Genomic DNA, 23,604 nt, shown 5'->3' on the forward strand with positions numbered 1-23,604 from the left:
GCCCATAAGTTGGCGCAGCCTATCAACCAGACAGTGTCGGTTGATCGTCAAGAAGTTTGCGGGATTAGAAAGGTTGGAACGATCGCTTCGATCTCAGGCTAACAAAGGCGTGGCCGGAGCTGCGGATCCATTTCTGCGGTCCAGATTTGGGCGTCCAACATTTGCGGGATCATAACGCATTTAATACGGTTAGCTTTTGTTTAACTGACTTATTTTAATCGAATTTTCAAGAAAGACATTCAAGTCCGGATCGCGAGGGCTGCCAACGGCCTCTTTGAAATAATGTAATGTATCTCGGACGCTATAGCGATAATTTACATGAAATCTTTTTTCGGTTTTATTCCAAATTATTGTTTCTTCGAACCGAATTTTTTCCGCTTCTCGAAGTAAACGGCTGTCGGATGTCTTCAATCGAACGTCCTCACCCCATTGTAACTCGATCATGTTGTTGAGCGGTCGCGCTTGCAGCATTGCGTCAGCTTGAAAAAGACCAATCGCCCGATAAGAAGAACCACGACACCTTGTATCATCCAATTTCGCATATAGATCACATAGACGAGGGTGGTCGACTGTCCTGTATGTAGGAATATGGCGACTAAAGATGTCGAGTAAAAACTGCGTCTTTGTGTAATAAGGCGTGAGTGTTCTTCGCATTAAATCTGTCGTCAAGTGGTGTAGGCCATTGGTGTCATCAACTTTTAGAGAAAATTCTTTTATCCTATTTAGAATTTTAGAGACGTCTTCCACATGATAACTCGACTTACGTTTCTTGGCGTACTGGTTGAATTCAGAAGCGGGCATTATCAGACTCGGATGGTCCCAACCCGTCAATCGCCGTTCTCGGGCCAAACCCTCGATCATTTCTGACGCTTCAAATGAGGGTACTGTCCGCTCTAGTCTCAACCATTGCTGCGTGACACGCTCGAGCAATTCGGCACCAAGCGCCTCAGGCGACCCACTAACATTCTCCTCAGCCATTATGTCCAATGTCTGTTGGTAAATACGGCGAAAATCCGCAAAGTAATATCGCACTCCCAGATGCTTCACGATTGCACCGGCTGGCATTGCTCGACCGATTAGAAGAGCGACCGAATTCTGGATAGTCGCTGGACCCTTTCGAATATTACAGTTGTGGCGAGTCTTCAGCCAAGCGTGGGTTGTGGAGGCGATGACAGTTAGGGGGATGCCGTTCAAACCCCGCACGGGCGTTAAGCATTGCCGCCCAATGCGCGTCGATAGGATATCGCGCGCAGTTGCGCCGGCAGGGGGTGCGGGCGTTCTGGATGCAATATCGTCTAGCAGCTCGAACCACGCCTTTGGCCAATCTTGCATGATCCGAATGGCGACCTCGGTTCTGGAAGCTATATCTTCTATTCGCCGTGCCGGCCCCGCTGAGCCATAAGCCGCCTTATTATGACCGATAATTTCATCTAGATCAGCAGGAGTACACGCTGCCGTGCCGATTAGGTCAATCGTCGCTAGTAGATCGTTTAGGCATAACTTGCTAAACAGTGAATGTTTTGTAGTATTTTCCTTTGCCAAAGAGACATAGCCAGTTACCTCTGTACGACCGAGGATTGGATAAAGAAGCTCCGTGGTTGCTACGGCCAGCTTGGACGCCGGTAGTACGGGGAGGTCGGCGAGTTCTTTGTCACAAACACAAGACCAAGCGTATTCCGTACCCGCATTGTAAAAACTTAGCTTGCGATCACATTTGTCGCAGGTATCGAGAAGTTGACATTTATGCGTAGCGCAACATGTGACATGACAAATGGACCATGCATCTTGCAGCGTTCCGCCAGTTCGAATGCACTCTGGGCAGACACGAAGTCTATTTCGTGCCAGATGGCTAGGCCGAACCGCATGTCCCATGAATGTCACAGCTCCTGGAGCTGTAGGGATATTGGCTGGTCTACATTGCATTTGCGTAAAAGAATCTGCTGCGATTCCTGCCGCTTTTGCTAGATTTTCCCACCGAGCATCTTCACAAGCAGCAGTGATCTGACCGATACCTGCCAGCTTCAAAACTGCCGACAATGTAATCCCGTTAATTTCCGCGAGACGCCTAGTAAAACCATGTACGGATTCACCGGAGCGGGGGTACAATCTCTGCGGCAATTGCGACATAGTTCAAGATCCTCTCGGTGTCGAAGAACTTCTTAGCTTTCCATGGGTTTAGATTGGCCGCTATCGAATGGGTTGGAGATGCTACTCCTTTCTGTGTGGCTGCCACAGTCGAGAATATTTCCGACTCTTAGGAGAAGACGTTGATTGTTCACGGACTCGTACAGTTCGGCCTCGCCAATTCGAGACAGGCCACGTTCTATCGCGAGACGTCCTGCTTCCATTATCAATTGGCTGAGCTGGCGAAGAAAGCCATAGGTTACCTGATGAATTTTAAATGCGAGAACAGGATTCCCAAGGCCTGAAAACTCACTGAAGGGCAATTTGTCGTCGAGATCAGCTAGTAGCATCTGCCACCTTCTTTGCTCTTCGGGAGTATCATGAGTGTATCGACCGATCTCAAAGAAGTAAGGTGTGATACTCAGAAGCTCAGGATCTTTTAATACTAAGTCATGAACCTTTCTTGTTCCAACCATCACGATTGGAATATTTGCCTCGCGTTGGCCGAATGGGGCTTGACGGGAGCGCTCCTTCTTCTTTGAAAGGCTCTTCACCCAACGAGCTATTCGGCTAGCGGTGCCATACCCTTCGTTAGGTGCGATATGATGAAATTCGTCAATGATGATCATCTCGACACCTTGCATCAGCATTTGATGTTTGACCGCGTGTGTTATGGGCCCCGTATCGGAAGCAATACGCCCCCTCGGAAGCTCGCTCAGTCCTAGCTGGGCAGCCATCTCAGCGGCTATTAGGACAGGAGACGTGGCGCCCTCCAATTCGATTGCAAGCAAATCTTGCCGAAGGCTTCCGTTCTCTCGGCTAATGTGTCGTCGCTGCGAGAGGTACTGTTCGATAATAAAGCTTTTGCCCACACCAGGTGCCCCATGAATAACGACATTGCTGGGCTCTCTCGTGTCAAGTCGAGTGGCGCGCAACATGTCGAGCGCTGCATGGATGTCGCGCTCAACTTTGCGATGCACAAATGCATTCCCCAAGAGTTTCATCTGACGGTTTCGCAGTTCGTCACGCCTCATTGTAAGATACTCTTTGTGCGACCGGTGTACGGCGAAGGGGCCGCCGTTGCAGTCGAGGCGTCACCGTTCGGGCCAATTCGACTGTGAGGCGAAAACTCAGCCGTGCTGGTGTAAGAATTGGATCTTTTCGCCTTCGTTTTCTGCGCATGTTCATGGGCTTTCGAACCCGCAACTGTGGTTGAAGAGTTGCCGCCGGCTCGGGACCGCCGCGACACGCCTTCCCATCGTTTCGCTGAAACCCTGTGTCCGGATTTGTTTCGCTTGACCTTTGTCATTTCCTCTGACAGCCGCCTGCGACACCCAGCTAGATCGTCTGCTTCTTCACCCGCTTTGATTTGCTCGTTTCGATACTCTACGATCCGTTCATGTTGCCAAATGGAAAGCCCAGTTGCATATTTTGTCCATTTCTCAGCGATGGGCACTGGCAGCAGTTCTCCGGTATGAGGTAGCTCCACGAAAATTTGACTGATGTCACCGGTGCTTAGGCGGCATCGCACGCGACGGCGCGGCGAGAGCTTTAAAAAACTGCGATCTGTTAGTGCATCAACCACCTCGGCTGAATAATACTGCATGGATTTGTAACGTATACCCGAGGTGCTAATTGTTGCTTCAAAGCTGCGGCCAAATAACTGATGTGCTTCAGTAATGTCAGGGATCATCTCGATCTCTTGCTCATCAATCAAAGCATTCCACGCGTCGATGGGGCGCCCCTGTACACCAGTGGTCAGCCCTTTGTGTTCTGAGCGAGCATAGATGTCGATAAGATATGCATGAAGTCCATGCTCGAGCTCTTCTAGCGTTGCTACGACATCCTTTTCCGGATTATACCCAACTCGTTTCAAAATATTGGCATAGGTCGTGCCTCGAATTGTATGAAAGAGCCCGAGGGACAGCGTTCCGATGAGCCGCTCGATGGCGCCTTTCTCCCAGGGTCTGCGGCGGCCCATGATCGCGACCTCGTTGATTCCGATATCGAGACAAGTTTCGAGAACGGAATCAGACAGATTTTCCATCCCTTGGTCCAAGGCGATCGTACGCGGCTTCCCATAAACTGGCCAATCGTGCTTTATGATCCATCCGTGCTCCTGACGCATCACAACAAGATAGGTTTTAGGGAAGATCGCATTTCGCAAGCATTCCATGACAGTATGGATGCTCGGCGGATCGAAACTTATCGCGAAGCCGGCTGGCATTCGTGTGCAGCGGTCTGTGGCGATCACAAGCCACGGTCTTCCAATTGGAAGACTGGTTTCGGGATCAAGCACGATAATGTCCGCCTTAGTACTGTCCAGCTCAAGCCGGTCCAATGGTAAATCTGGATCGGCAAGCGTCCTGCGGCCGGTAAACTTAGCATCAGCAGCAGCAGCGCCGAACTCAGCTGCTACGAGCTCTCTTGGATTGCGCCGACTTAAAGAGCTTCGGAGAGCTTTCTTACCCACATGATCGTACTTAATGTTCGGTGGGCGCGTGGCATTCAAGCTGTCGATGTCACCATTGATGAATGCTTGCAAAGTTTTAAAGTTCGCGCGAGGACGGACCATCCAAAGTTCATCAATTCGACGCTCGACGATCTCTCGGACCGGCTCCGATAGACGATCGCTGCGATTACCCTTCAAGTGGTGTTTGGGTATGAGGCGGGTACGTTCACATTGCCCATTGTCTTCGAGTAGCCAACGTTCAAGCGTCCTAACCGATACGCTTGGCAACGAGAGTTCTTTGGGATTTGCTTCCTTTCTTAACCTTTCGAGAAACCTCTCCTTTTCCTTCTTAGAGCAGTTTATGATGCCGAGATTCTTTGCTGCGACCATGTAGCGTAATTTGCGGTCGGCCTCCGCAATGGACTTTTTGCTGAAGTTGCGAATACGCGTGCGTAACACTGCTTCGCCAGCATCTAGCCTTTCGGCGTCACTCGGTGAGCTTATTTTGATTTCGCCAGACGCTATGCCTTCGGCAATTTCGAGGTCGGTAAACTGAAGATGTTCAAACGTCTGGTCTACTCGCCATTCGAGGATACATCCTTGTCTGCGCTCGAAGCGGGCAACGCGCCCTTTCCATAGGAGCGAACAGCCGCGATGGATCTTCAGTCGCACGAGTCCTTGGTCTTCCTTGGATGGCTGGCCGGTGGGTTCATTCGAATTCACGAAGCCACCTCGTACCGATCTCGCAGATCGTCAATTGGCCTTCGAATGGGAAGCAAGCGTGCAGGCATGGCGGCCGGATCGTACGGGCGAACAACAGTTTCAATGCCTACGGGGCCATTGAGATCGCAAAATATCTCCCCGCGCGCGGCCATTCCCAAGACAGATCCTCGCGAGGGTGCGTTTGATCCCAGACTGCGGGAGAGACTGGACATTAAATCGGCTACGACAATCGGACCGCCCTGCACCGTCATCAGCACGGCATTTGCTGCTTGGAGGCTAATGCGATGTGTACTGAAAGGCCACAAACGCGCTGCCCATTCATATTGGGGCTCTGCCATAATTTCGCTCCTTAGAGCAACACTGTAGATGGCGCCCTCATCTTCGATTGCCCTTGCGTGACGAGAGAGGCGATCTATTAAAATCCGATCGCTAAAATAAACCTCGTCACTCTTGACCTCATGTATTTCGACTTTTCCTCCGGATAGGACGGCGTAATCGGGGAAATGACGATCATTTTTGCCATTTAATGTAACGCAACTCTCTATCGGCCTGTCGGCGATTCGAATTACGTTCGGGTCTATTTCGCAGAGCAGGAGAAAAGCTCTCTCATTTGGGGAAATATATTGAAGCTTCCGCCCCATTTTGGCGGAAAGAATGTGGCCAGCCGGATTAGGATTTCCTCGTCGCACCTCTCGTCGAAGTGGGGTGTCTGAAATTGACAAACCCCCGGGCCAAGGTGCTCGTTGGCGGAGCTTGTGGGCCATAGCACGTGCGTGTGGCGCTCGAACTTGTGCATTGGCTATTACCATTGCCGCGCTCCTTAAAGGTCAGAATAATGTAGGAACGAGCAAGAAGGCCGCGCCGAAGCGCGGCCCATGAGTGATGCTTTTATTCGGTCTGGTCTGACATGCACTCGGGAAGTTTCGGCATGGTGGCGCGACCAAGTGAAGCATTCTCTCTGACCACCGATTTTTAAGTTTCGCGGATAGCATAGCCGCCAAGAAATACCAGGTCTTTCAAGAGGAGCAGGATCTCTGGGCGGTTTGTATACATGCGAATGTCTCACCAAGTCCTCCATCTCGTCTGAAACCGGCTGGCTATAAGTGCGTTCGAAATTATGTCTATTTTAATTTCATTGGACAGATGATGTACAAAGTGGGCATAATTTCCATTATGCAACGGAATTTATCCACATATAAAGTGTTAGTAAGGCTAATTCCTGATCTCGGTCTATATTTTTAGGATGACGTTATTTTAAAATTTTTTGTTTTCCTACAATGCAAGGGGTTTGACTTAGCATAGGTTGTGTGTTCATATTTTGTTCTCGATTCTCTACAGGATTAGAACATGACTATTTATGAAAGACGGCATTTCAGCCAGCGTCCCACGACCAACGTTCGATTTCCCTCGGTCGCATCATCATTTGGCTCAGAGAGTGTACCGGGTCAAAGAGGCGAAGTTTCCATTGAAGATCTGCCCGATTTCTCAATCACATGCTTGGCGGAGTGGCAGTCGAGCGGGCGCAGTCAGGCTTCGGCTAGGTCGGACTGCTGTTTGGTCCTTTCATTCGCTCGAAAGGCCCCAGCCGAGGCAACATCGGGGTGGAGGACCATCCTGCATGAGACGGGCGGAATCTGGCAGGAACAGAAGAAACTCACTATCCTGAAAGTGGTCCCTTCCGCCGCAGGATTGGGCATCGCACACCAGATTGCGCGACAAATGGCCGAGAGCAACATCTCGGCCCGGTTTGCCGAATTTGACCAGCTCATCGCGTATCGTCGCCTGCTCAACGAGCACGGCCTAGACTGCAACGATCATGTCCAGGGGCTTGCCGAAGCCTACTACCCGATCGATGCGACCGAAGAGGCGCTGGCCATATTCGGCGTGACACGATTGCCCGTGGAGGCTGTCGACCTCATTGAACGCTGCATGGTCACCTTGGCGATCCTTGCTCCCAACTGTTCCGACTTTTGAATGCTTTCACGTCGGGCTCGATCCGAGAGATCAACCCGGTTTGTATGGAGATGGTGATGGCACATATTCGCAATTTCGGCCTGTTTGCGCAGCTCAAGAGCGAGGTCAGCAATCATGTCATTCGCTTTAGTAGCGGCAGGGTAAAACAGAGCGGTCGTGGCCTCGTGTTCTGGTTCGCACTGCAATCGGCCAGCATCGTCGAGATTCCCATGGATGATCGCGAGATGACCCTGTTTCTGCGTGGCCGGAGCCAGGACTTTCAGGCAGTTTCGGTGCAGGGATCGATCGGATGGCATGTTGTCGATTCGCAGAGGCTGGCTGAACGGATCGATTTCTCTATCGATTTGACGACGGGCAAGCCGCAGCGCGAGCCTGTCGAGGCGATCGAAGCGCGCATCACCGGGATCGCCAACCAAGCGCTGCTGCAGGTGCTAAGCGAAGCATCGGTGCAGGCGTTGCTGGATGCTGGCCCGGGCCCTTTGCGGCACACGCTCGAAGAGGCACTGTCCGACAATGATAGTCTGGCCGAAATTGGCATCGCCGTCGTGTCCGTTCGACTGGCTAATCTCGCTCCATCCTCGGAGTTGGAGCGGGCATTGCAAACACCGACATTCGAGGCTCTGCAGGAGAAGGCCGACCAAGCCATGTTCCAACGCCGAGCTTTCGCTGTCGAGAAGGAGCGGGCCATTGCCGAGAACGAACTCGCCACTAAGATTGAGCTTGCCCGCCGCCAGAAGGATCTGATCGCCGAAGAGGCGAATAATGCGCTGGCCAAGGCCAAGGCTGAGGCTGAGACCAGCAGTGTCGAGGCTAGTGCTGAAGCGGACTCCATCGGCAAGCTCCTGATGGCGAAGACGGAGGCAGAAGCGGCACGAGTGGCCATCTATCGGGATCTCCCGCCCGCCATGTTGATCGGCCTCGCCTCGCAGAAACTGGCTGAGACCCTCGAGACCGTCGAGCACTTCAATGTCTCTCCCGATCTGCTGGCCGCAGCCATCGCTGAATTCCGCAAGCCTTCCCCAAGGCTTACACGCTGAGCGGGACGAGGTTCATTTAGCAGTAGCGTCGACGATTTTCGGAGGATGACTATGGCAGTTCTGGCACCGCGGGTCGTCTTCGTCACACGTGAGAGCGAGTACGAGGTATTGATTGCGCGTCATGCGACGAAGGCACAGGCGCGGTTTTTCCTCGAGACACGCGATCAGTCGATTGCGGCTGTCGAAGCAGCGCACGATCGATTTCATGATGTGCTTGCAGCCGCGCGAATGGCAGTACCAGATGACTGGCGTCAGGTTCTGGTGCGGCGCGATGATCTCAACCGCGTTCTGTTTGCGCCGACCGACATCATCTGCGCAGTCGGTCAGGACGGCCTGATCGCGAATGTCGCCAAATACCTCGGCGGTCAGCAGGTGCTTGGCATCAATCCTGATCCCGCATCCTATGACGGCATCCTCGTGAGGCTCGATGTTGATCGGCTGGCCAAAGTGCTTCCCGCATGTGTCGCCGAAGATGTCCGCATCGAAGCCCGTACCATGGTGCAGGCTCGCCTCGACAATGGTGAGCGCTTGCTCGCTCTCAATGAAGTGTTCGTCGGGCATCGCAGTCACCAGTCAGCACGCTATCGGATCGAAGCGGGTGAAAAGTCGGAAGTCCAGAGCTCGTCCGGTTTGATCGTGGCGAGTGGGACAGGTGCAACCGGCTGGGGCAGGTCAATTGCGGACGCGACTGACCTGCAGCTTGATCTGCATCCCGAAGAGCGATCCGTGGGTTTCTGGGTTCGTGAACCATTTCCCAGCGTTACCACCGGGACCAACATGCGTTCAGGCAAGCTGGCGGGAGAAGGCCTATCGGTCATATCTCGCATGAACGATGGCGGGACGATCTTTGCCGACGGGATCGAGCAGGACTTCATCGAATTCGGATGGGGCCGCGAGGTCGTACTGGGTCCTGCCGATCAAACGCTCAATCTCGTTTTGGACTGAACCGAGGCGGTGGGTCGAGCGATGGTTGTTGAAGATGAACTTCACAATGAACGACAGGGAATTAGAGCGGGCGGCAAAGAGAGACCGGCTTCGGAAGGCGATTTTGGCAAGTTGCGATCTGGTCGATGATTATGGCGTTCTCAAATTGCCTGGGGCGCCGTGCGGCGGCTCCATCAACGCTATCAAGCAGCGTGTGAAAGATGGTCAACTACTAGGCCGACAAGCCTTCGGGCGATTCAGCGCAAGGGGCGGAAGACACCGCAATATCAGCACCTACGCGGCAGTATCTGCGCCGCGCCTCGCACAAACATCAATAAGGCTCTCTGGCCTGACGGCAATGCTCTCCCACAGGTGCCGAGAATAGGCAGGTGTCGCCACCATAACTCAGAGCAAGGATCTTCCAATCGACATGTCAATCATGTTCTCCGGCACCCGCCCGCCAAAGCGTATGCCGGAGTCAAAGCCTTCAGCGACAATGTCGACCATCTCATCCTGCACGACCACATGCCGTGCCGTACCTGCGGCGAGAACGCGAAACACGGACCCGCCACATATCCTGATGCAGACCGCTTGGTGAAAATGCGCCGAACCGTTCCCTCGTTTACGAATAGGCGGTGGCGATAGGCGTTACGCTCCGCGTCCTGTTCGTCGCCGATGTCGGATCGACCTTGCTCAATCGTGTAGGACGCGGTCGTGATATGGACCCGACACGTCGGTTCGTGTCGGCGGGCGAGATCATCCTTCATTTCCTCTAGGCGCGTACGCGCAGCGTTGATGCCGTCGTCACGTTCTCGCCCCACAAGGATTTGCCAAGGTTCGGCGGCTTTCTACAAAAGCAACGCAAGCCGCGGCGATGGTCGGTCGCATTCTTTGGGACGCCACAACGCTCCGAGCCGCCGCCGGCGCTCCTAACGCTCGCCGCGATGCTGCCGGAGCCGCATTATGAAGGCTATCAGGCGCGATCTCTCTTCCGGCAAGGCGCCTTCTCTCCGGCCAAGACAGGACAATATCTCGGCATGACGATACGATCCAACCACTGGAGCGGGAGATTCAGCGTCGAATTCCCCGCGCGGATGCTGCTTGACCTGCTAGCCGGTAGACTCAGCGAGGAGCGTTTTCGGCACCAGCTCGATCCGCGTGATGAGGGCAAGAACATCTTCAAGACTTGGCTCGACATGGGCTTGACGATCAGTGCCACCGAGATGGCGCCCCGCAGCGCCGATGAAGACGACGATCACCTCATCCTCCATTTTACCGACGATGCGGCGGCAAGGCCGTTCCGGCTCCCCGAACTTCCCGATGAACCCGGTGTCTCGACCGAATAGGTCACAGCGTCAGTCGGCAGACTTTCGTTTCCAATTGCCCTTGAAGCGATCCGGCAGCTCCAGGATCGCCAGGATCGTGTGGACGACAGAGAGGACGTGATTGGTCTGTTCCGCGCTGGGCTCAAGACGCTGGTGGACCACGCTGTTGCGGATATCGCGCATCTCGTTCGCGCGTTTGATGAGCGGTTTGGGATCACCATCGAAATGATGGAGCAGGTGCGGCAGCACCCGATTGACCAGCATCTTAAGCGTCAAATCGTCCGGCGTGAGGTTACGCGAACTCTTGGCGCGTTCGCCAACGGGCAACCGATCCCGCGCCTGCAACAAGCCAACTTCGAGGAGAGACACGGCCTCGACGATCGCTGCACGACGACGCCCGCCGCTGAAGGCGAGATCAACGAGCCGTTCGAGTTCGAGCAAGTTTTCGCTCAGCACGAAGCCGTTACATAGGTGCGCGTTCAGGTCGTAGGAGCGCTTTTCGAGCAAGTCTGGCGCGACGTTGTGATCGCGGAGCGATCGCACGCCGCGGCCCAGAGCCGCGATAGAGAGCTGCAATTCGCCCGGCCATGCCTCTGCGATCCGTTGGTCGAACGGCAGCGCCCGCTCCTTTGCCGAATAGAAATAATGACCCACGCGAAGCGGGGTGGTCTCGATCGGGATGCCCGACGGCATTTCCAGGCGTGGATCCTTGTGGATGAAACGATAGGCCGCGACGAAGCGGCCGACGAGTTGTTCGTGCGCGACGAGACCCGCCGAAGAATCGGGCGCCGCGATCTCGGTCAGCGTCTGCAATTCGGTGAACACGTCCTGATAGAAAATGCGACCGTCGGCTCCTTTCTCGATCGCGAGGGCCGCTGCGCTACGACCCTCTAGTCCCTTCGCGTCGATGGCGTTTGACGCCTGGTCGATATCGCTGATCGGCCGCGCCAAGCGCGTATGGACTGTGCCGTCGTCAGCGTGAACGCGGATAAGCTCATTGGCGAAATCGGTGACTACGAGCGGTCGGACGTGGCGAAGCACCTGGACCCCGCCGCGCAAGCCTTCACCGTCGATCAGGTAAAGAGAATGCGGTCGGACATCGATGAACCCTGGATAATATTGGTGGACGAAATGCACGCCGATCGGAGGCGGGTCACTGTCACCGAAAGGCCCGAATGAGGAGGTCATCGCCAATCCTCGCATAGAGTTCGCTCTTTTCGCCAGCCAAATTCACGCAGCGGCCCCGCATCTTGGTGCGAGGCCGGGATCGTATCAGGCGTCGGTGTTCCAGATAATCGCGTAGGGATCATCGTTGTTCTGGCCGGCGCGCGAGCTAGCCGCCTCCCATGGATTCAAGTGAAAGCTGGACATCTGTACGCTATGCTGCGCGCTGAGCACAGTGATCCGGCGGCGCGTGGACTGACATGACGAAAGATACGGTAGCAAATTTGGCAGGTTCAACGGGATCGGCCTATTTTACGCGGCGCGTGGCGATTAGCGATGCGTCCATTCTTGATAACAGCCTCGATGAGGACGGTCTTTTGGCGCTCATGGACAACAAGATCGTGCTCGGCGAGCCCGGCATGGGCAAAAGCGAGCTCATGCGCGAGCTTGGTCGACGATTAGGCGTCAAGCCGGTCACCGCCGTGCGGTTCATCGCCGCCAAGACCCCAGGCAAACTGGTGTCGGCCGGCAAACCGCTGCTGATCGATGGCTTGGATGAAGCGATGTCGCGGCGCGAAGGCGATGCGATCGACGCAATCCTCGCGCAGCTCGAAGAAGCCGACGCGCCGCCCTTCATCCTCTCCTGCCGCTCGCGCGAGTGGCAGGCGCGCACCGTGACCAACCTGCGCCAGCTCTACGGCTCCGATCCGATTTTCGCGACGCTCGAACCGTTCCGTCGGCGCGAAGCCTGCGATTTCCTTACCACCCGCTATCGTACGACCGATGCCGAGTACGTCCTTGAGCATCTGGAAGCGCACAACCTCGAGGATCTCTATCGCAATCCGCTAACGCTCGGATTGATGGGACGGGTCGCCGAAAGCGACACGCAGTTACCGGCAACCCGTGCCGCCCTGTTCGAACGGGTCTGCACACTCGTCTGGCCGGAACATGACCCCGATCGTCAGTATCTCGGTCTAGCGCAACTGGCCGACGAAGAGGCGCTGGACGCGGCCGGCGCCATAGCCGCCGCGCTTCTGTTTGCCGGTGCCGAGGCAGCGAGCATTGCCGGCGCGGCGCAGGTCCAGGCGGGCGATGTCCGGCTCACCGACATCGAGAAACTGGCGCAGGCCAAGGCGGTGCGGGCGATCTTCTCGTCTAAGCTGTTCCACAGCGTCGGCCCTTCGCGCGCCAAACCGATCCACCGTGTCATCGCCGAATTTCTGGCCGCGCGCTGGCTGGCGCGGCAGGCCCCGACGCCGCGTCAGCAGCGTCGCCTGGTGGCGCAACTGCAGGGGAGCGGCGGCGTCACTGCCAGCCTGCGCGGGCTTCATGCCTGGCTCGCCTATCACAGCCCGGTGATGGCCGAGCGGATCATCGCTGCCGACCCGTTCGGTCTCATCCGCTATGGCGAGACCACAGCGCTCACGCCGCATCTGGCGGACCGCCTGTTCGAAGCCTTGTCCGCGCTCGCCAAGATCGACCCCTATTTCCGCGCGTCGGATTGGGACAGCAAGACCGCAGCCGGGCTGATGATCCCGGCGCTCGAACCCAAGATCAAGGCGGTCATCGGCTCGGCCGACAGCAATTCGCATTTCCGGTCGCTGCTGATCGAGGGATTGGATGGGACCGTGCTCGCAGGCCAACTGGCGGACACGCTGGAAGCGATCCTGCTCTCGCCCGAACGCTTCTATCGCGAGCGCGACGATGCGGCCGATGCCCTGTTTCCCCACCGCGACCGCGCGTGGTGGCAGCGCGCGATCGCAGCGCTGACCGACGAATGTGGTGAAGATGGGCCGCGGATCGCACGCCAGCTGATCGAGCGGATCGATGCCGATGTGCCCGATGCGCTGCTGGTCGCGACGCTGTTTGCGGAGATGGGCGCGACCAGTTGCCCGCTGCCGCGCAAAAAGGGGCGCCGCGTCCATACCGCCCGGCATTATGATCGCTTCCTCGACGCGATCCCTGCGGCCCATCTGGGCGGCGTGCTCGATCTCGTCGTCGATTATGTCGAATTGCTCGGTGGCGATGACTGGCGGAACGCCAACGACGTTGCCGATATCGTCGCGCATCTGATCGTGCGTACGATCGATGAAGGTGTAATCGGCACGACGGATGCGCCGTCCCTCTGGCGCTGGCTCGGACCGGTCGAGCAGGCGATCCGCTTCCATCACGATATCAAGAAGACGCTCGCCGAGCGCCTCGCAGCGAACGGCCCGCTACGCCGCGCGGTCCAGGATCATGTCCTCGTCCATGACCGGCGCAAGGATAGTCTCTGGGTCACCGAAATGTATCTCCAGCGCAGGTTGGTCGGAATGTCGGCACATCCCGACGATCTGGTCGCGATCTTCGAGAAGCTAGCGCTCGGCAAGACTCACGACAACGCGCTGCGCAAGGACTGGAAGGATGTGGTCCGCCTCGGATGGGGCGCGAACGGCCCTGACCCGGCGGTGCGCGCGGCAGCGGAAAAATTCCGGCGCGGGGATGCGCAGCTCGCAACCTTCATCGGCAAGGTCGAGAACCCCAAGAAACCAGCGTGGGAGGTCAAACTGGAGAAGGACGCTGCCAAGCGCGCTCGGAAAAAGGCGGTCGCCTTCGCTACGCATCGGCGTGATTTCGCGGCGGTGCGCGCCGACATGCGCGCGGGCGAGTTCGGCGCAATTTTCCCACTGGCCGAGGCCTATTTCGGACGGTTTAACGATCTGTCGCGCGATCTGGCGCCCGCGGAGCGAGTGGCGGAGTGGCTCGGGGAAGCGCTTCGCGACGATGCTTTAGTCGGGTTCGAAGCCACACTCCATCGCCCCGATCTGCCGACCATGGCCGAGATCGCCGAGGGCTTCGCCCAGAATACGGTCTACAATTATTGTTACCCGCTCATGGCCGGGCTCTATGAGCGGTTGCGCAGCGGCAAGGGTTTCGACGATCTCCCCGAACCGACCCTGCTGACCGGCCTGCTGCTCAGCCATAGCGATCGCGGGTGGAAACTCGAGGACGAGAAGGAAGCCTTGCAAAAGGCGCTCGAAGCACGGGTGATCCCCACACTCGATGCCCGAAAGGCGTTCGCGCGCGCATGGATTGAGCCGTCGCTCGGCGCCAAGGCCACGCATGTCGAGGGTCTCTACAAGCTCGCGCATGATCCCGAATGGCAGGAAACCGGCGGCGCACTGGCCGCCGGGTGGCTGACCGGCTTTCCCGACTTACCTGAATCGGTCGAAGCAGGTTTGGTCGATTGCCTCACCCATGCCGGCGCACTCGACGCGCTGCGCGATGTCGCGAAGGCACGCGTCGGGGCCGTCGCCCGCAATTTCGACCATATGCTGTCGTGGCTGGCGATCGACGTACTGGTGCGGTTTGACGCGGTCCGCCCCGATCTCGAAGGCATCGGGACGCGCAATCCCGAATTCCTCTGGTTCTTGCGCAATCGGCTCCGGTTTGAGCGACGCCAGGACATGCTCCCCGTGTCGATTGATCAAGCGGAATGGATCGTTGCGATGTTTCGCGCGAAATGGCCCTACGCGACGCTGGTAGGGAGCGGGTCCGGCGACACCAATCCATATGACGCGACCGACTTCCTGCGCGGCCTGATCAACCGGATTGCCGACGACACCAGCATCGCCGCGAGCGAGGCGCTGCAGCGTCTGATCGCTGGACCTGTCGACAGCTATAGCGAACTGATCCGGCACATGGCAGCCGAGCAACGCCAGAAGCGCGCCGAGGAGGATTTTTCGCCGCTGGCGCCAGCCGATCTCGCTGCATTGCTCGATGACGGCCCGCCGGGGAATATCGAGGATCTCAAGGCGTTGGTGCTGGAAGAGATGCAGGTCGCACAAGCCAAGCTTATCGGCGACGATCTCGATTCGGTGGTCGAGTTCTGGACTGATCAGGGTGTGCCTCGCGACGAGAATCGTTGCCGCGACCGGCTGGCGGCGATGGTCGGCCCCGAGCTGATGCGTTACGATATCCAGCGCATGACCGAAGCGGACATGCCTAAGGTCAAGCGCGCCGATCTCGCCTTCGCGAGTGGGACCATGCAATTGCCGGTGGAGGTCAAGGGGCAGTGGCATGCCGAGGTTTGGGATGCGGCAACGGACCAACTCGATGCCCAATATCTGATCGACTGGCGCTCGGAGCAGCGCGGCATATATTGCGTCTTGTGGTTCGGTGATGTGGCGGCGGCGACAAACCGGCGGCTGAAAGTCCATCCCGATGGCCTACCGGCACCAGTCAGCGCCGAGGAGATGCGCGCGATGCTGATCGACCGCATTCCGGAAGCGCGGCGCGCGCTCATCGAAGTGGTGGTGCTGGACCTGACCGCAGACAAGCAGTAGAATTTGCGCCGCCCGGCCTGCGCATGACCATGTCGCAAACGGCTTGAAAGTTCCGAGCCGCATCCGGCAGCTTTCAGCATTCACCCTGCTGAGCTTGAACGTGTTGAGTTGGGCGCAGTTTCCGATCGTCCGATTTGACCGAAGCGAACGGCAGCTTCCGTTAAAACCCGAAGTTCGGCACAGACGGAGTGAACGACCGGGTCTGGTCGGTTGCTGCCGGCTCCAGCGCAGTTCGATCTGCTGCGGAAATCGCCGACAAAGCTGCCGTTCGCACCGCAATAGTAGGTCATCGTAACCGGCCTTCGGTTCATGAGCCCCGATATGGCAACGAACTGCGGGTTTCACGCGTAGACTTAAAAGCTTTCAACGACGAGAATTGGCGGGGCCAGCGGGTGCGGCTGGAAAGGGGGCGCAGTCCACGGCCCCCTCCATCATTTATTTCGCAGGTTTGGCAACGCGCGCTTCGGCGAAGTGCTTCTCGAAGAATGACAGCACCTTCTCCGGATTGCGGCCGAACCAATTGTAGCCATCCCTAAAGCGGCGGGTCGTGCCCTCAATCCAGATCATCTCCTTGTCCTCGCTGCCGAGGCGGTCGAAAGTATGCTGTGCATCATCGGGATTCTTCGTCCACGCATCATCGCGCACCTGCCACATCAGCACAGGCATCTTCACCGCCTGTGCCCAAAGTGCACCCGACATGTCCGCAGCAGGAAAGCCGCCAAGCTTGATCACCTCAAGATCGATCAGCTCCTGATATTGCTCGATACCCTGCAATTCGCCGAAGGCCTGGAAGATCGCAGACATGTTCGGCACCAGCGGGCTGGCCATGCAAAGCACGTTTTCGAAGAGTTCGGGGTGCTTGGTGATCGCGGCATATTGCGACACGCCGCCAAGGCACTGGCTGAAAAGCGCGACCTTCATCTTGCCGAGGCGCGGATGGGCATCGACGAATTTCTTCACGCCCACGCAGTCCTGCCATTCCCATTGGCCGATCCCGCAAACGCCCCCATTGGCGGCGCTGCTCTGGCCGTGATTGCGGAAGTCATAGGTCAGGACGTTGTAACCCGCATCGGTAAGGTGCTTGTACTGGATCACGAAGTCGATCTCGGAATCGTCGAGGTTGCTCCACGGTTCGCCGAAATGTCCGGGAAATCCAGCGCGGCACATCGGCAGGGCGTGGTTGAAGATAATGAGCTTGTCGCTCTCGCCACCCTTGGCAGGCATGTACCAGGCCGCGAGTGGGGTGCCGTCGGCCGAAGGGATCGTCAGGTCTTCCCAGCCTTCGATGCCGTAGTAGTCGGGATCCTTGAAGATGAAGCTGCGCGGCGAAGTCACGAGAGCCGCCAGGCCCTTTACCTTCTGGTGGTCTTCGGCGGATATCGACTTTTCCTGCTCTAGAGCGGCCTGCATTCTTCCTTTTGAAATCGAGGTCATCGGTATTCTCCTTTGTGTTGGCTTGAGGATAGACCGCCCATTGGAATTCGATTAGGTACTGAATTCTTCTTAGCCTTATCGATGAGGTGATAAATGAGGCGAGACGACATGGCCGATCTCGCGGCCTTCGCGGTCGTCGCCGAAGAAGAGAGTTTCACGCGCGCATCGAAGCGCCTAGGCCTGTCACAATCTGCGCTGAGCCAGATTGTGCAGCGGCTTGAGGAACGGCTTGGCTTGCGATTGCTTGCGCGTACAACCCGCAGTGTCGCGCCCACACAAGTCGGCAAGCAGCTTCTTTCAACCCTCTCCCCCATGTTGCGCGATCTCGATGCGAGTATCGAGGCCTTGAGCGAAACCAAGGAAAGGCCCGCAGGGAATGTTCGCATCACCACGGTGGAGCACGCGGCGAGCCAGTATATCGTCCCGGCCTTGGCGAAAATCCTGCCGGACAATCCCGACGTCAAGGTCGAACTCGAAGTGGATTATGGCCTTAAGGATATCGTCGCTTCCCACTTCGACGCCGGGGTCAGGCTTGGCGAGCAAGTCGAGAAGGACATGATCGCGGTGCGCATCTCGCCGCCAATCCCGATGGCGATCGTCGGCTCGCCCGATTATTTCGCGCGGAATCCGGCTCCATCCAATCCGCGCGAACTCAGCCAACATGTGTGCCTCAATCTGCGCATGCCGACATCGGGCACATTCTACGAGTGGAGGCTGTCGAAGGATGGCAAGACAGTCCATGCGCGTCTGGAGGGGCAGATGGCTTTCAATGCCATCAGCCCCATTAAAGCTGCAGCGCTGTCTGGACTGGGTATCGCGAACCTGCCGTTGGATCAGGTCGAGGGCTTTCTCGGCTCGGGCCAACTTCAGCGAGTTATGGCCGACTGGAGTGAGGACTTACCGCCATACTATCTCTATTACCCGCACCGGCGCCACGGTTCGGCGGCATTTAGGCTTGTCATCGACGGATTACGGTGGCGGGAACTTTAAACGGAAGGACGGTAATTTTGTCAGGTACGGAACGGCGGCTTCTGAATAGAAAGTGATGATCTAGCTATTCGTTGAAACCCTTCAGTGAAAGGCTCGATGCGCCGCCAAAGCGGTCATCCCAAGCGTTGAACGTACATGCTGAAACCGGTCGTACATTCATGCTCGGGATGGATCGCGGACGCTTACGACAATGTGCGGACTATCGGCTTGCGGTGCCACCCCGCTGAAAATCTGCCGTTGATCGCCACGCTTCACAAAGCTGCAGCTTTTAACTCGTTAAACTCGGGATTGGTGGCTCGGTCAACTTATTCGGCGCACTGCCTTAATACTGGAGGTGAATGAGTGGGTAAGGTCTGCCGTCGTCATCGAGCGCTGATCGACCGGTACGCTTGAAACCCATCTTCTCGTAGAAACCGACAGCCTGACCATTCTGTTCATTGACGTCGGCGGTCATTTTTGGATGAAGCGCAAGGCCATGGCGAACGAGGGCGGAACCGATGCCCGACCCTCGGTGATCAGGGTCGACGAACAACGCCTCCATGTGCCCGTCGTCGATTAGCACGAACGCCAAAGGGCAGTCATTTGCATCCACCGCAAGCCAAAGAGGTGCTTGGGGCAAGAAGCCGGACACCTGCTCATCGATTTCGAGGCGATCCTCAGGCGTCAGGAAATGATGCGTAGCATCGACCGCCCTGCGCCAAGTCTCGATCGCGCGTTCACCTTCGCCGGGCCGAGACATTCTAATGCTGAACACGGTTCTTCTTCCGCTTCACAGATGCCCATGCCGCTCCGACGATCAGGATCAAGATGGAACCGACCGCCGCAAGAAAGATCGTGTCTTCAAGGCCCATTACAAAGGCGAGGTTGTCAATTCGGCCCGTTTTCCAGAAGACCCATTCCCCTGCAATGCGGGTTGCGAAAAGTGGACTACCCGTTTCGAACACGACGATGCCATCACCCGTGGCAGGGTTCAGCCGCGCGGCAGTATTGATCGAAGGTTCATTGTTGCCGTCATGGCCAATGATGAAGCCATCGTGATCGTTGGGGGCAAATAACATCGGACCAATGCCCCAGATATCGGCGCCCGTTGATTGGGCCTGTGGCACTTGCATTGCCGCCAAGGTTTCTTTCGAAAGGACCGGCTGCGACGCTTCGGGTGCCTGAGCCATCAGGAACAGGCCGATGTCGCGCGTGGTGGTGAAAAGGGATGTCGCTGCAAGGGCTGTATAGCGCCGAAATGGGATTGGAACGCCCGCAGTGTCAAAGTTTTCAGCCAGACCAAGCTCGGCTGCCCTGTCGAAATCGAAGCTGGTGCGCGTCATCCGAAGCGGATCGAAGACCCGCCGTTTCATATACTCGGTGAACGTCTCGCCCGATGCATCCTCGATAAGCAGTTGCAACAAGGTATAACCGCCACCGGAATATTGCCATTTCGAGCCCGGCTCGTGGCCCACCCGGACCATTCCGCTTTTTCCCTCTGACGCATCCGCCGCCTGAGTCAGCGAGTCCGCAAGAGTTTGAACTTCGTCACGGTTTGCGAAACCGGAATAGCCCAGCCCGTCGTCAAGCCCGGCCGTGTGGCTCAACAACCGGCGGACCGTGACTCCATCCGTATCGAATTCGCCGGATGGAATGCGCCAACGCTTCAGATAATCCGCAACTGGAGCATCGAGATCGACCACCCCGTCATCGACAAGGGTCATCACGCCCCAGGCCGTTAGCCATTTGCTGAGCGAGGCGACCTGGAATACGGAATCATGATCCACCTTTTGTCCCAATGATGCGTGATATTCGCCTACAATCTGACCATTCTCGACAAGGAGCATGCTGAAATTGCCGCGGTGTTCGGTCTTTTCGATTTGGGCAACTTCAGCGATGAACCGTTCGGGCGATGACGAAGGCGTAAGCGGTGTCTTGAACCAGCCTTCGTTGGCGGCAAACAGGACCACCAGCGACCAGACGACCATCGCACCCAAGGTCGCCGCACCTGTTCGTATGATCGTCGTCAATGCGATTACTCCCTATTGAGCGAGCGGTCCGGTGAAAGACCCGCCGATCGAACCGGAAATCTGGAGCGGATGGCTCGCCACCCGCTCCGGAAAGGCGTGATGGAAGCGGGCCGATCAGGCCGGTTCGGCCACCGCGGCCGACCACGCGGCACCGGCAAAGGCCTTGTCGAGTTCGGTTGCAGCGACGTGGTTCGTATAGTTCGACATCACCTTCAGCGCGGTGCCGAGGATGACTTCGAGCACCGACTGCCTGGAATAGCCGGCCGCCAGAAAGCCTTCGACATCGGCATCGCTTGGCCATCCACGCGTTTCGTTGATGACTTCTGCGAAACTGCGAAGCGCTTCAAGCCGTGAATCGGCCAACGGGGCGTTGGATCTCAGCGCCTCGATCACATCGGCAGGGACGCCCGCCGCACGGGAAATGACGGTGTGGGCGGCCATGCAATATCCGCAGTTGTTGAGGCGATTGTTCGTCATCAGCACGATCTGGCGCTCGGTGTCGTTCAGCTCGGTCTTGTCGAAGATGCCCGATAGCGTCATGTAACCTTCCAGCAGGGCCGGTGCTTCGGCCATGGTCCCCAGCAGGTTCGGAACGAAGCCGAACATTCCACTTGCCTGGTTCAGAAGCGGCCTGGCCCCGTCAGGTGCAGAATTGATCGTGTGCGTGTCGAAATAGGTCATCACTTGTCTCCAATGAAATGCCATGCGCCGCAGCGCAGGCCTGCGTTACGTCTCGAAGGAAGGTAGCGTGCTGGCGCGCCATGAGCGGCAGGGCCGCGATCAGAGATCCTCAACTCGCATGTGCTGGATATCCGGCCATTTCTCGGCCGCCATGCGCAGCGTATTGTCCTTGTCTGCCAGGTATTTCTCAAAGGCGACGGCATTGACGAACAGATAGAGCTTGCCATCTACGATATCGGCAAAGCGAGGGTCGCCGTCGAACTTCTTCCCCAGCGCCACCGCATAGGCGCAATAGCCACCATATTGCGGCATGTAGCGCTGCGGATCGGCCATGAATTGTTCGCGTGTGATCTTCGATGCAAAATAGTAGGTTACGCCATCGTTCACGACCGCCAGGGCCGCATCGCCAGGTACGACAGCGCCTAGCGTGCCGAGCCCGACGGTATCGACGCCATGCACGCCAAGCCCCGCGCCTTCGAACGTTTGGCCCGAGGTGACATTATATTCGTCCTCGGCGAAGGCGGGTACGGCGATAAGGGCGGTGATGGCCAAGGCAGAGCCTAAACGGGCGGACAGTCTGCGCATTTCACTTCTCCTTTGCTTGGGGTTTCGGGGGTACTGCCGAAAGTGAGCCCGGCGCCGGCCTTCAGGCTTGTCCATTGGGCTGGCGAAGAGGCGAATAGTCCGCATGTCATCACGCCTTCTTGATCGGCGATGCCAATTTCTTGACGTGTGGTGCCAAAGCGAACCCCTTCGTCTATGTCTGCCAAAAGCTACGCGGCAGGCAGCATGTTTTCGGGGGCATCGAGGGACGAATGGTGGAGGTGGCGGCGCTCTTCGCACGGAAGGCAATCGCGCAAACGGACACGGACAATGCCGATCGCGCGCTGGCCCAGGCCGGATTGACGCGCGAGCAGCTGGCTGATCCCGCAACGCTCATCCCCGCAGAACGGCATTTCGCCCTTTTCGAGGCGCTGGCAGAGGCCGAGCGTCCGCAGATTGCCTTTCACATGCGAACATCGGGATCGATGCGGTGTGAGGATTTCGGACCAGTCGGACTGACGATCAAGTCTGCGCCTACTCTGCGTCGGTCATTCGAGAGGCTGGATCGCTATTCGCGCCTCTACAATCCGGTCTCGCATTTCTCGTTGGAGGAACGCGGAGAATATTCAATGTGGACCCGAAAGAGTACCGCTGTGACCAGCGATGGGTTTCAGCTTTCCAATGAAGCCGCGTTCGGAACATTCGTCGCCCTATGGCGCGATGCGAATGGCAATGACTTTAGCCCTGCTGCCGTTCAGTTCGTGCACGGTCCTGTAGGCGATCCGGCACCGCTCGAAGCATATTTTCGATGCCCGGTCCGATGCGGGGCCGAGATAGACGCCATCGTAATCAACCGCAGCGATCTGGACAGGCCCAATCGGATCGGTGACGAACACATATGGACCTTCCTTAGCCAACATCTGGCAGAGATCATCGGCAATACTAAGTCCGACTTGATAGATCGCAGGGTCGTAATGCAGGTCGCCAAGAACCTTAGCGACGGCGTCCCGCGCCTCAACGACGTCGCAAGCGATCTGGGCATGAGCCATCGAACCTTGCAGCGGCGACTTGCCGATATGGGGCACAGCTTCCAGTCTCTGGTTGACGAGGCAAGGCGCGAAGCTGCGCTCAAGCTGGTCGCCGATGGCAGTCACTCTCTGATCGAGATTGCCTTTCTGACTGGCTTTGCCGAGCAGAGTTCGTTCACGCGGGCTTTCAAGCGATGGTCAGGAAAAACGCCGCGCGCGTATCGCGGAGAGGCGCGGCGCAATACTGCCGTCGGGGTCTGACAGGACGCAGGGAAAGGTGATTATGGACCACATCATCGATGGCCTGCTTTGGCTGTCTGCCGTTTCGGTCGCGCTCATGGCGGGCGTGTATTTCAGCTTTTCGGCATTCGTGATGCGTTCGCTCGATGTGATTGGAATGCCCTCTGCCATGATTGCCATGCAGTCTATCAATCGCGTGATCGTGCGATCGGCATTCCTGCCACTCTTCTTTGGTAGCACGGCACTGTGTTGCATCCTGTTCACCATCATGGCTTTTGACACGGCGCGCACTGGCGCAGTGTCTGTCCTGACAGGATCGGGGGTCTATGTCGCAGGGATGTTCGTCATCACCGTCGTCAAGAATGTGCCGCTCAACAATGCGCTTGAAGCAACGCCTGCCGATAGCGCCAACGCGGACGCGATGTGGCGACGGTACATGCGTGAGTGGGTCCGTTGGAATCATGTCCGCACGATCTCATGCATCGTCGCGATGGTTTGCTTGGTCCTGGCGCTTTGCCAACGAGGCTGACCGAGCGACCGGAACCGCCGACATTTCGGTCATTCCTGTGTAGGACGACGGACATAGAAAGCTGCCATCCATACATGTTCCCATTGATGGTGAAATGCGGAT

19 protein-coding genes are annotated in these 23,604 nt (G+C 57.1%); 9 read left to right on the top strand and 10 right to left on the bottom strand.

From position 1 onward, the window contains the following. Nucleotides 1-189: 189 nt before the first annotated feature. From LOZ74_RS03015 to LOZ74_RS03030, 4 genes are read right to left on the bottom strand one after another with little or no spacing between them, the layout of a single operon-like run. On the bottom strand, nucleotides 190-2,127 hold the full coding sequence (locus tag LOZ74_RS03015) for a TniQ family protein (RefSeq protein ID WP_230292834.1): 1,938 nt from the start codon (nucleotides 2,125-2,127) through the stop codon (nucleotides 190-192). A gap of 32 nt (nucleotides 2,128-2,159) precedes the next feature. After that, a complete protein-coding gene (locus LOZ74_RS03020; RefSeq protein ID WP_230292835.1) occupies nucleotides 2,160-3,158 on the bottom strand; it encodes an AAA family ATPase in 999 nt (332 codons plus the stop codon). Then, a complete protein-coding gene (locus LOZ74_RS03025; protein WP_230292836.1) occupies nucleotides 3,155-5,299 on the bottom strand; it encodes a hypothetical protein in 2,145 nt (714 codons plus the stop codon). Before LOZ74_RS03025 ends, LOZ74_RS03020 begins: the two co-directional genes overlap by 4 nt. Then, complete coding sequence (locus LOZ74_RS03030; RefSeq protein ID WP_230292837.1) at nucleotides 5,296-5,940, bottom strand: hypothetical protein; 645 nt, start codon at nucleotides 5,938-5,940, stop codon at nucleotides 5,296-5,298. The genes LOZ74_RS03025 and LOZ74_RS03030 overlap by 4 nt, the downstream gene beginning before the upstream one ends. 1,078 nt (nucleotides 5,941-7,018) lie before the next feature. Between LOZ74_RS03030 and LOZ74_RS03035 the strand changes: the two genes are divergently transcribed. The 5 genes from LOZ74_RS03035 to LOZ74_RS03055 all read left to right on the top strand — a co-directional run bounded on the left by LOZ74_RS03035 (nucleotide 7,019) and on the right by LOZ74_RS03055 (nucleotide 10,580). Continuing rightward, nucleotides 7,019-7,273: a hypothetical protein gene (locus tag LOZ74_RS03035; RefSeq protein WP_230292838.1), complete on the top strand. Its 255-nt coding sequence runs from the start codon at nucleotides 7,019-7,021 to the stop codon at nucleotides 7,271-7,273. A 56-nt stretch (nucleotides 7,274-7,329) separates the two neighbouring features. Beyond that, on the top strand, nucleotides 7,330-8,310 hold the full coding sequence (locus tag LOZ74_RS03040; RefSeq protein ID WP_230292839.1) for an SPFH domain-containing protein: 981 nt from the start codon (nucleotides 7,330-7,332) through the stop codon (nucleotides 8,308-8,310). Between the two features lie 51 nt (nucleotides 8,311-8,361). After that, entirely contained in the window at nucleotides 8,362-9,255 is an 894-nt protein-coding gene (locus tag LOZ74_RS03045) for a hypothetical protein (protein ID WP_230292840.1), read from the top strand. Between the two features lie 614 nt (nucleotides 9,256-9,869). Beyond that, nucleotides 9,870-10,010, top strand: coding sequence for a hypothetical protein (locus LOZ74_RS03050; protein WP_230292841.1), 141 nt, complete (start codon nucleotides 9,870-9,872; stop codon nucleotides 10,008-10,010). A 51-nt stretch (nucleotides 10,011-10,061) separates the two neighbouring features. Continuing rightward, the gene (locus LOZ74_RS03055; protein ID WP_230292842.1) at nucleotides 10,062-10,580 is read left to right on the top strand and encodes a hypothetical protein; all 519 of its coding nucleotides are present in this window, start codon (nucleotides 10,062-10,064) and stop codon (nucleotides 10,578-10,580) included. Between the two features lie 9 nt (nucleotides 10,581-10,589). Here LOZ74_RS03055 and LOZ74_RS03060 read toward each other — a convergent pair whose 3' ends face one another. Next, nucleotides 10,590-11,747 (bottom strand): hypothetical protein, encoded by a 1,158-nt coding sequence (locus LOZ74_RS03060; RefSeq protein WP_230293796.1) that lies wholly within the window; start codon nucleotides 11,745-11,747, stop codon nucleotides 10,590-10,592. A gap of 236 nt (nucleotides 11,748-11,983) precedes the next feature. Between LOZ74_RS03060 and LOZ74_RS03065 the strand changes: the two genes are divergently transcribed. After that, nucleotides 11,984-16,048, top strand: a complete 4,065-nt coding sequence (locus LOZ74_RS03065; RefSeq protein WP_230292843.1) for an NACHT domain-containing NTPase — start codon at nucleotides 11,984-11,986, stop codon at nucleotides 16,046-16,048. A gap of 435 nt (nucleotides 16,049-16,483) precedes the next feature. On the opposite strand, the gene LOZ74_RS03070 is transcribed toward LOZ74_RS03065, so the two are convergent. Next, on the bottom strand, nucleotides 16,484-17,482 hold the full coding sequence (locus LOZ74_RS03070) for a S9 family peptidase (RefSeq protein ID WP_230292844.1): 999 nt from the start codon (nucleotides 17,480-17,482) through the stop codon (nucleotides 16,484-16,486). Nucleotides 17,483-17,590: 108 nt separating this feature from the next. On the opposite strand from LOZ74_RS03070, the gene LOZ74_RS03075 reads away from it, so the two are divergent. Then, entirely contained in the window at nucleotides 17,591-18,472 is an 882-nt protein-coding gene (locus tag LOZ74_RS03075) for a LysR family transcriptional regulator (protein ID WP_304505958.1), read from the top strand. Nucleotides 18,473-18,794: 322 nt separating this feature from the next. On the opposite strand, the gene LOZ74_RS03080 is transcribed toward LOZ74_RS03075, so the two are convergent. From LOZ74_RS03080 to LOZ74_RS03095, 4 genes are all read right to left on the bottom strand, one after another. After that, complete coding sequence (locus tag LOZ74_RS03080) at nucleotides 18,795-19,211, bottom strand: acetyltransferase (protein ID WP_230292846.1); 417 nt, start codon at nucleotides 19,209-19,211, stop codon at nucleotides 18,795-18,797. A 1-nt stretch (nucleotide 19,212) separates the two neighbouring features. Next, entirely contained in the window at nucleotides 19,213-20,481 is a 1,269-nt protein-coding gene (locus tag LOZ74_RS03085) for a serine hydrolase (protein WP_230292847.1), read from the bottom strand. A 114-nt stretch (nucleotides 20,482-20,595) separates the two neighbouring features. Then, complete coding sequence (locus tag LOZ74_RS03090; RefSeq protein WP_230292848.1) at nucleotides 20,596-21,162, bottom strand: carboxymuconolactone decarboxylase family protein; 567 nt, start codon at nucleotides 21,160-21,162, stop codon at nucleotides 20,596-20,598. A 99-nt stretch (nucleotides 21,163-21,261) separates the two neighbouring features. After that, complete coding sequence (locus tag LOZ74_RS03095) at nucleotides 21,262-21,747, bottom strand: YHS domain-containing (seleno)protein (RefSeq protein WP_230292849.1); 486 nt, start codon at nucleotides 21,745-21,747, stop codon at nucleotides 21,262-21,264. A gap of 239 nt (nucleotides 21,748-21,986) precedes the next feature. On the opposite strand from LOZ74_RS03095, the gene LOZ74_RS03100 reads away from it, so the two are divergent. Beyond that, nucleotides 21,987-22,994 carry an AraC family transcriptional regulator gene (locus LOZ74_RS03100; RefSeq protein ID WP_230292850.1) on the top strand — a complete coding sequence of 336 codons (1,008 nt, stop codon included), beginning with the start codon at nucleotides 21,987-21,989 and terminating at the stop codon, nucleotides 22,992-22,994. A gap of 22 nt (nucleotides 22,995-23,016) precedes the next feature. Then, nucleotides 23,017-23,502 carry a DUF1772 domain-containing protein gene (locus tag LOZ74_RS03105; RefSeq protein WP_230292851.1) on the top strand — a complete coding sequence of 162 codons (486 nt, stop codon included), beginning with the start codon at nucleotides 23,017-23,019 and terminating at the stop codon, nucleotides 23,500-23,502. The last annotated feature ends 102 nt before the right edge of the window (nucleotides 23,503-23,604 follow it).

It is taken from the genome of Croceicoccus sp. Ery5, from assembly GCF_020985325.1.
In the GTDB taxonomy this organism is placed as follows: domain Bacteria; phylum Pseudomonadota; class Alphaproteobacteria; order Sphingomonadales; family Sphingomonadaceae; genus Croceicoccus.

Coding starts and splice junctions, on each gene's coding strand:
- LOZ74_RS03105 (WP_230292851.1), top strand. CDS start 23,017: ATGGACCACATCATCGATGGCCTGCTTTGGCTGTCTGCCGTTTCGGTC.
- LOZ74_RS03070 (WP_230292844.1), bottom strand. CDS start 17,482: ATGACCTCGATTTCAAAAGGAAGAATGCAGGCCGCTCTAGAGCAGGAA.
- LOZ74_RS03075 (WP_304505958.1), top strand. CDS start 17,591: ATGGCCGATCTCGCGGCCTTCGCGGTCGTCGCCGAAGAAGAGAGTTTC.
- LOZ74_RS03030 (WP_230292837.1), bottom strand. CDS start 5,940: ATGGGGCGGAAGCTTCAATATATTTCCCCAAATGAGAGAGCTTTTCTC.
- LOZ74_RS03095 (WP_230292849.1), bottom strand. CDS start 21,747: ATGCGCAGACTGTCCGCCCGTTTAGGCTCTGCCTTGGCCATCACCGCC.
- LOZ74_RS03090 (WP_230292848.1), bottom strand. CDS start 21,162: ATGACCTATTTCGACACGCACACGATCAATTCTGCACCTGACGGGGCC.
- LOZ74_RS03015 (WP_230292834.1), bottom strand. CDS start 2,127: ATGTCGCAATTGCCGCAGAGATTGTACCCCCGCTCCGGTGAATCCGTA.
- LOZ74_RS03040 (WP_230292839.1), top strand. CDS start 7,330: ATGGCACATATTCGCAATTTCGGCCTGTTTGCGCAGCTCAAGAGCGAG.
- LOZ74_RS03020 (WP_230292835.1), bottom strand. CDS start 3,158: ATGAGGCGTGACGAACTGCGAAACCGTCAGATGAAACTCTTGGGGAAT.
- LOZ74_RS03080 (WP_230292846.1), bottom strand. CDS start 19,211: ATGTCTCGGCCCGGCGAAGGTGAACGCGCGATCGAGACTTGGCGCAGG.
- LOZ74_RS03065 (WP_230292843.1), top strand. CDS start 11,984: ATGACGAAAGATACGGTAGCAAATTTGGCAGGTTCAACGGGATCGGCC.
- LOZ74_RS03060 (WP_230293796.1), bottom strand. CDS start 11,747: ATGACCTCCTCATTCGGGCCTTTCGGTGACAGTGACCCGCCTCCGATC.
- LOZ74_RS03035 (WP_230292838.1), top strand. CDS start 7,019: ATGGCCGAGAGCAACATCTCGGCCCGGTTTGCCGAATTTGACCAGCTC.
- LOZ74_RS03045 (WP_230292840.1), top strand. CDS start 8,362: ATGGCAGTTCTGGCACCGCGGGTCGTCTTCGTCACACGTGAGAGCGAG.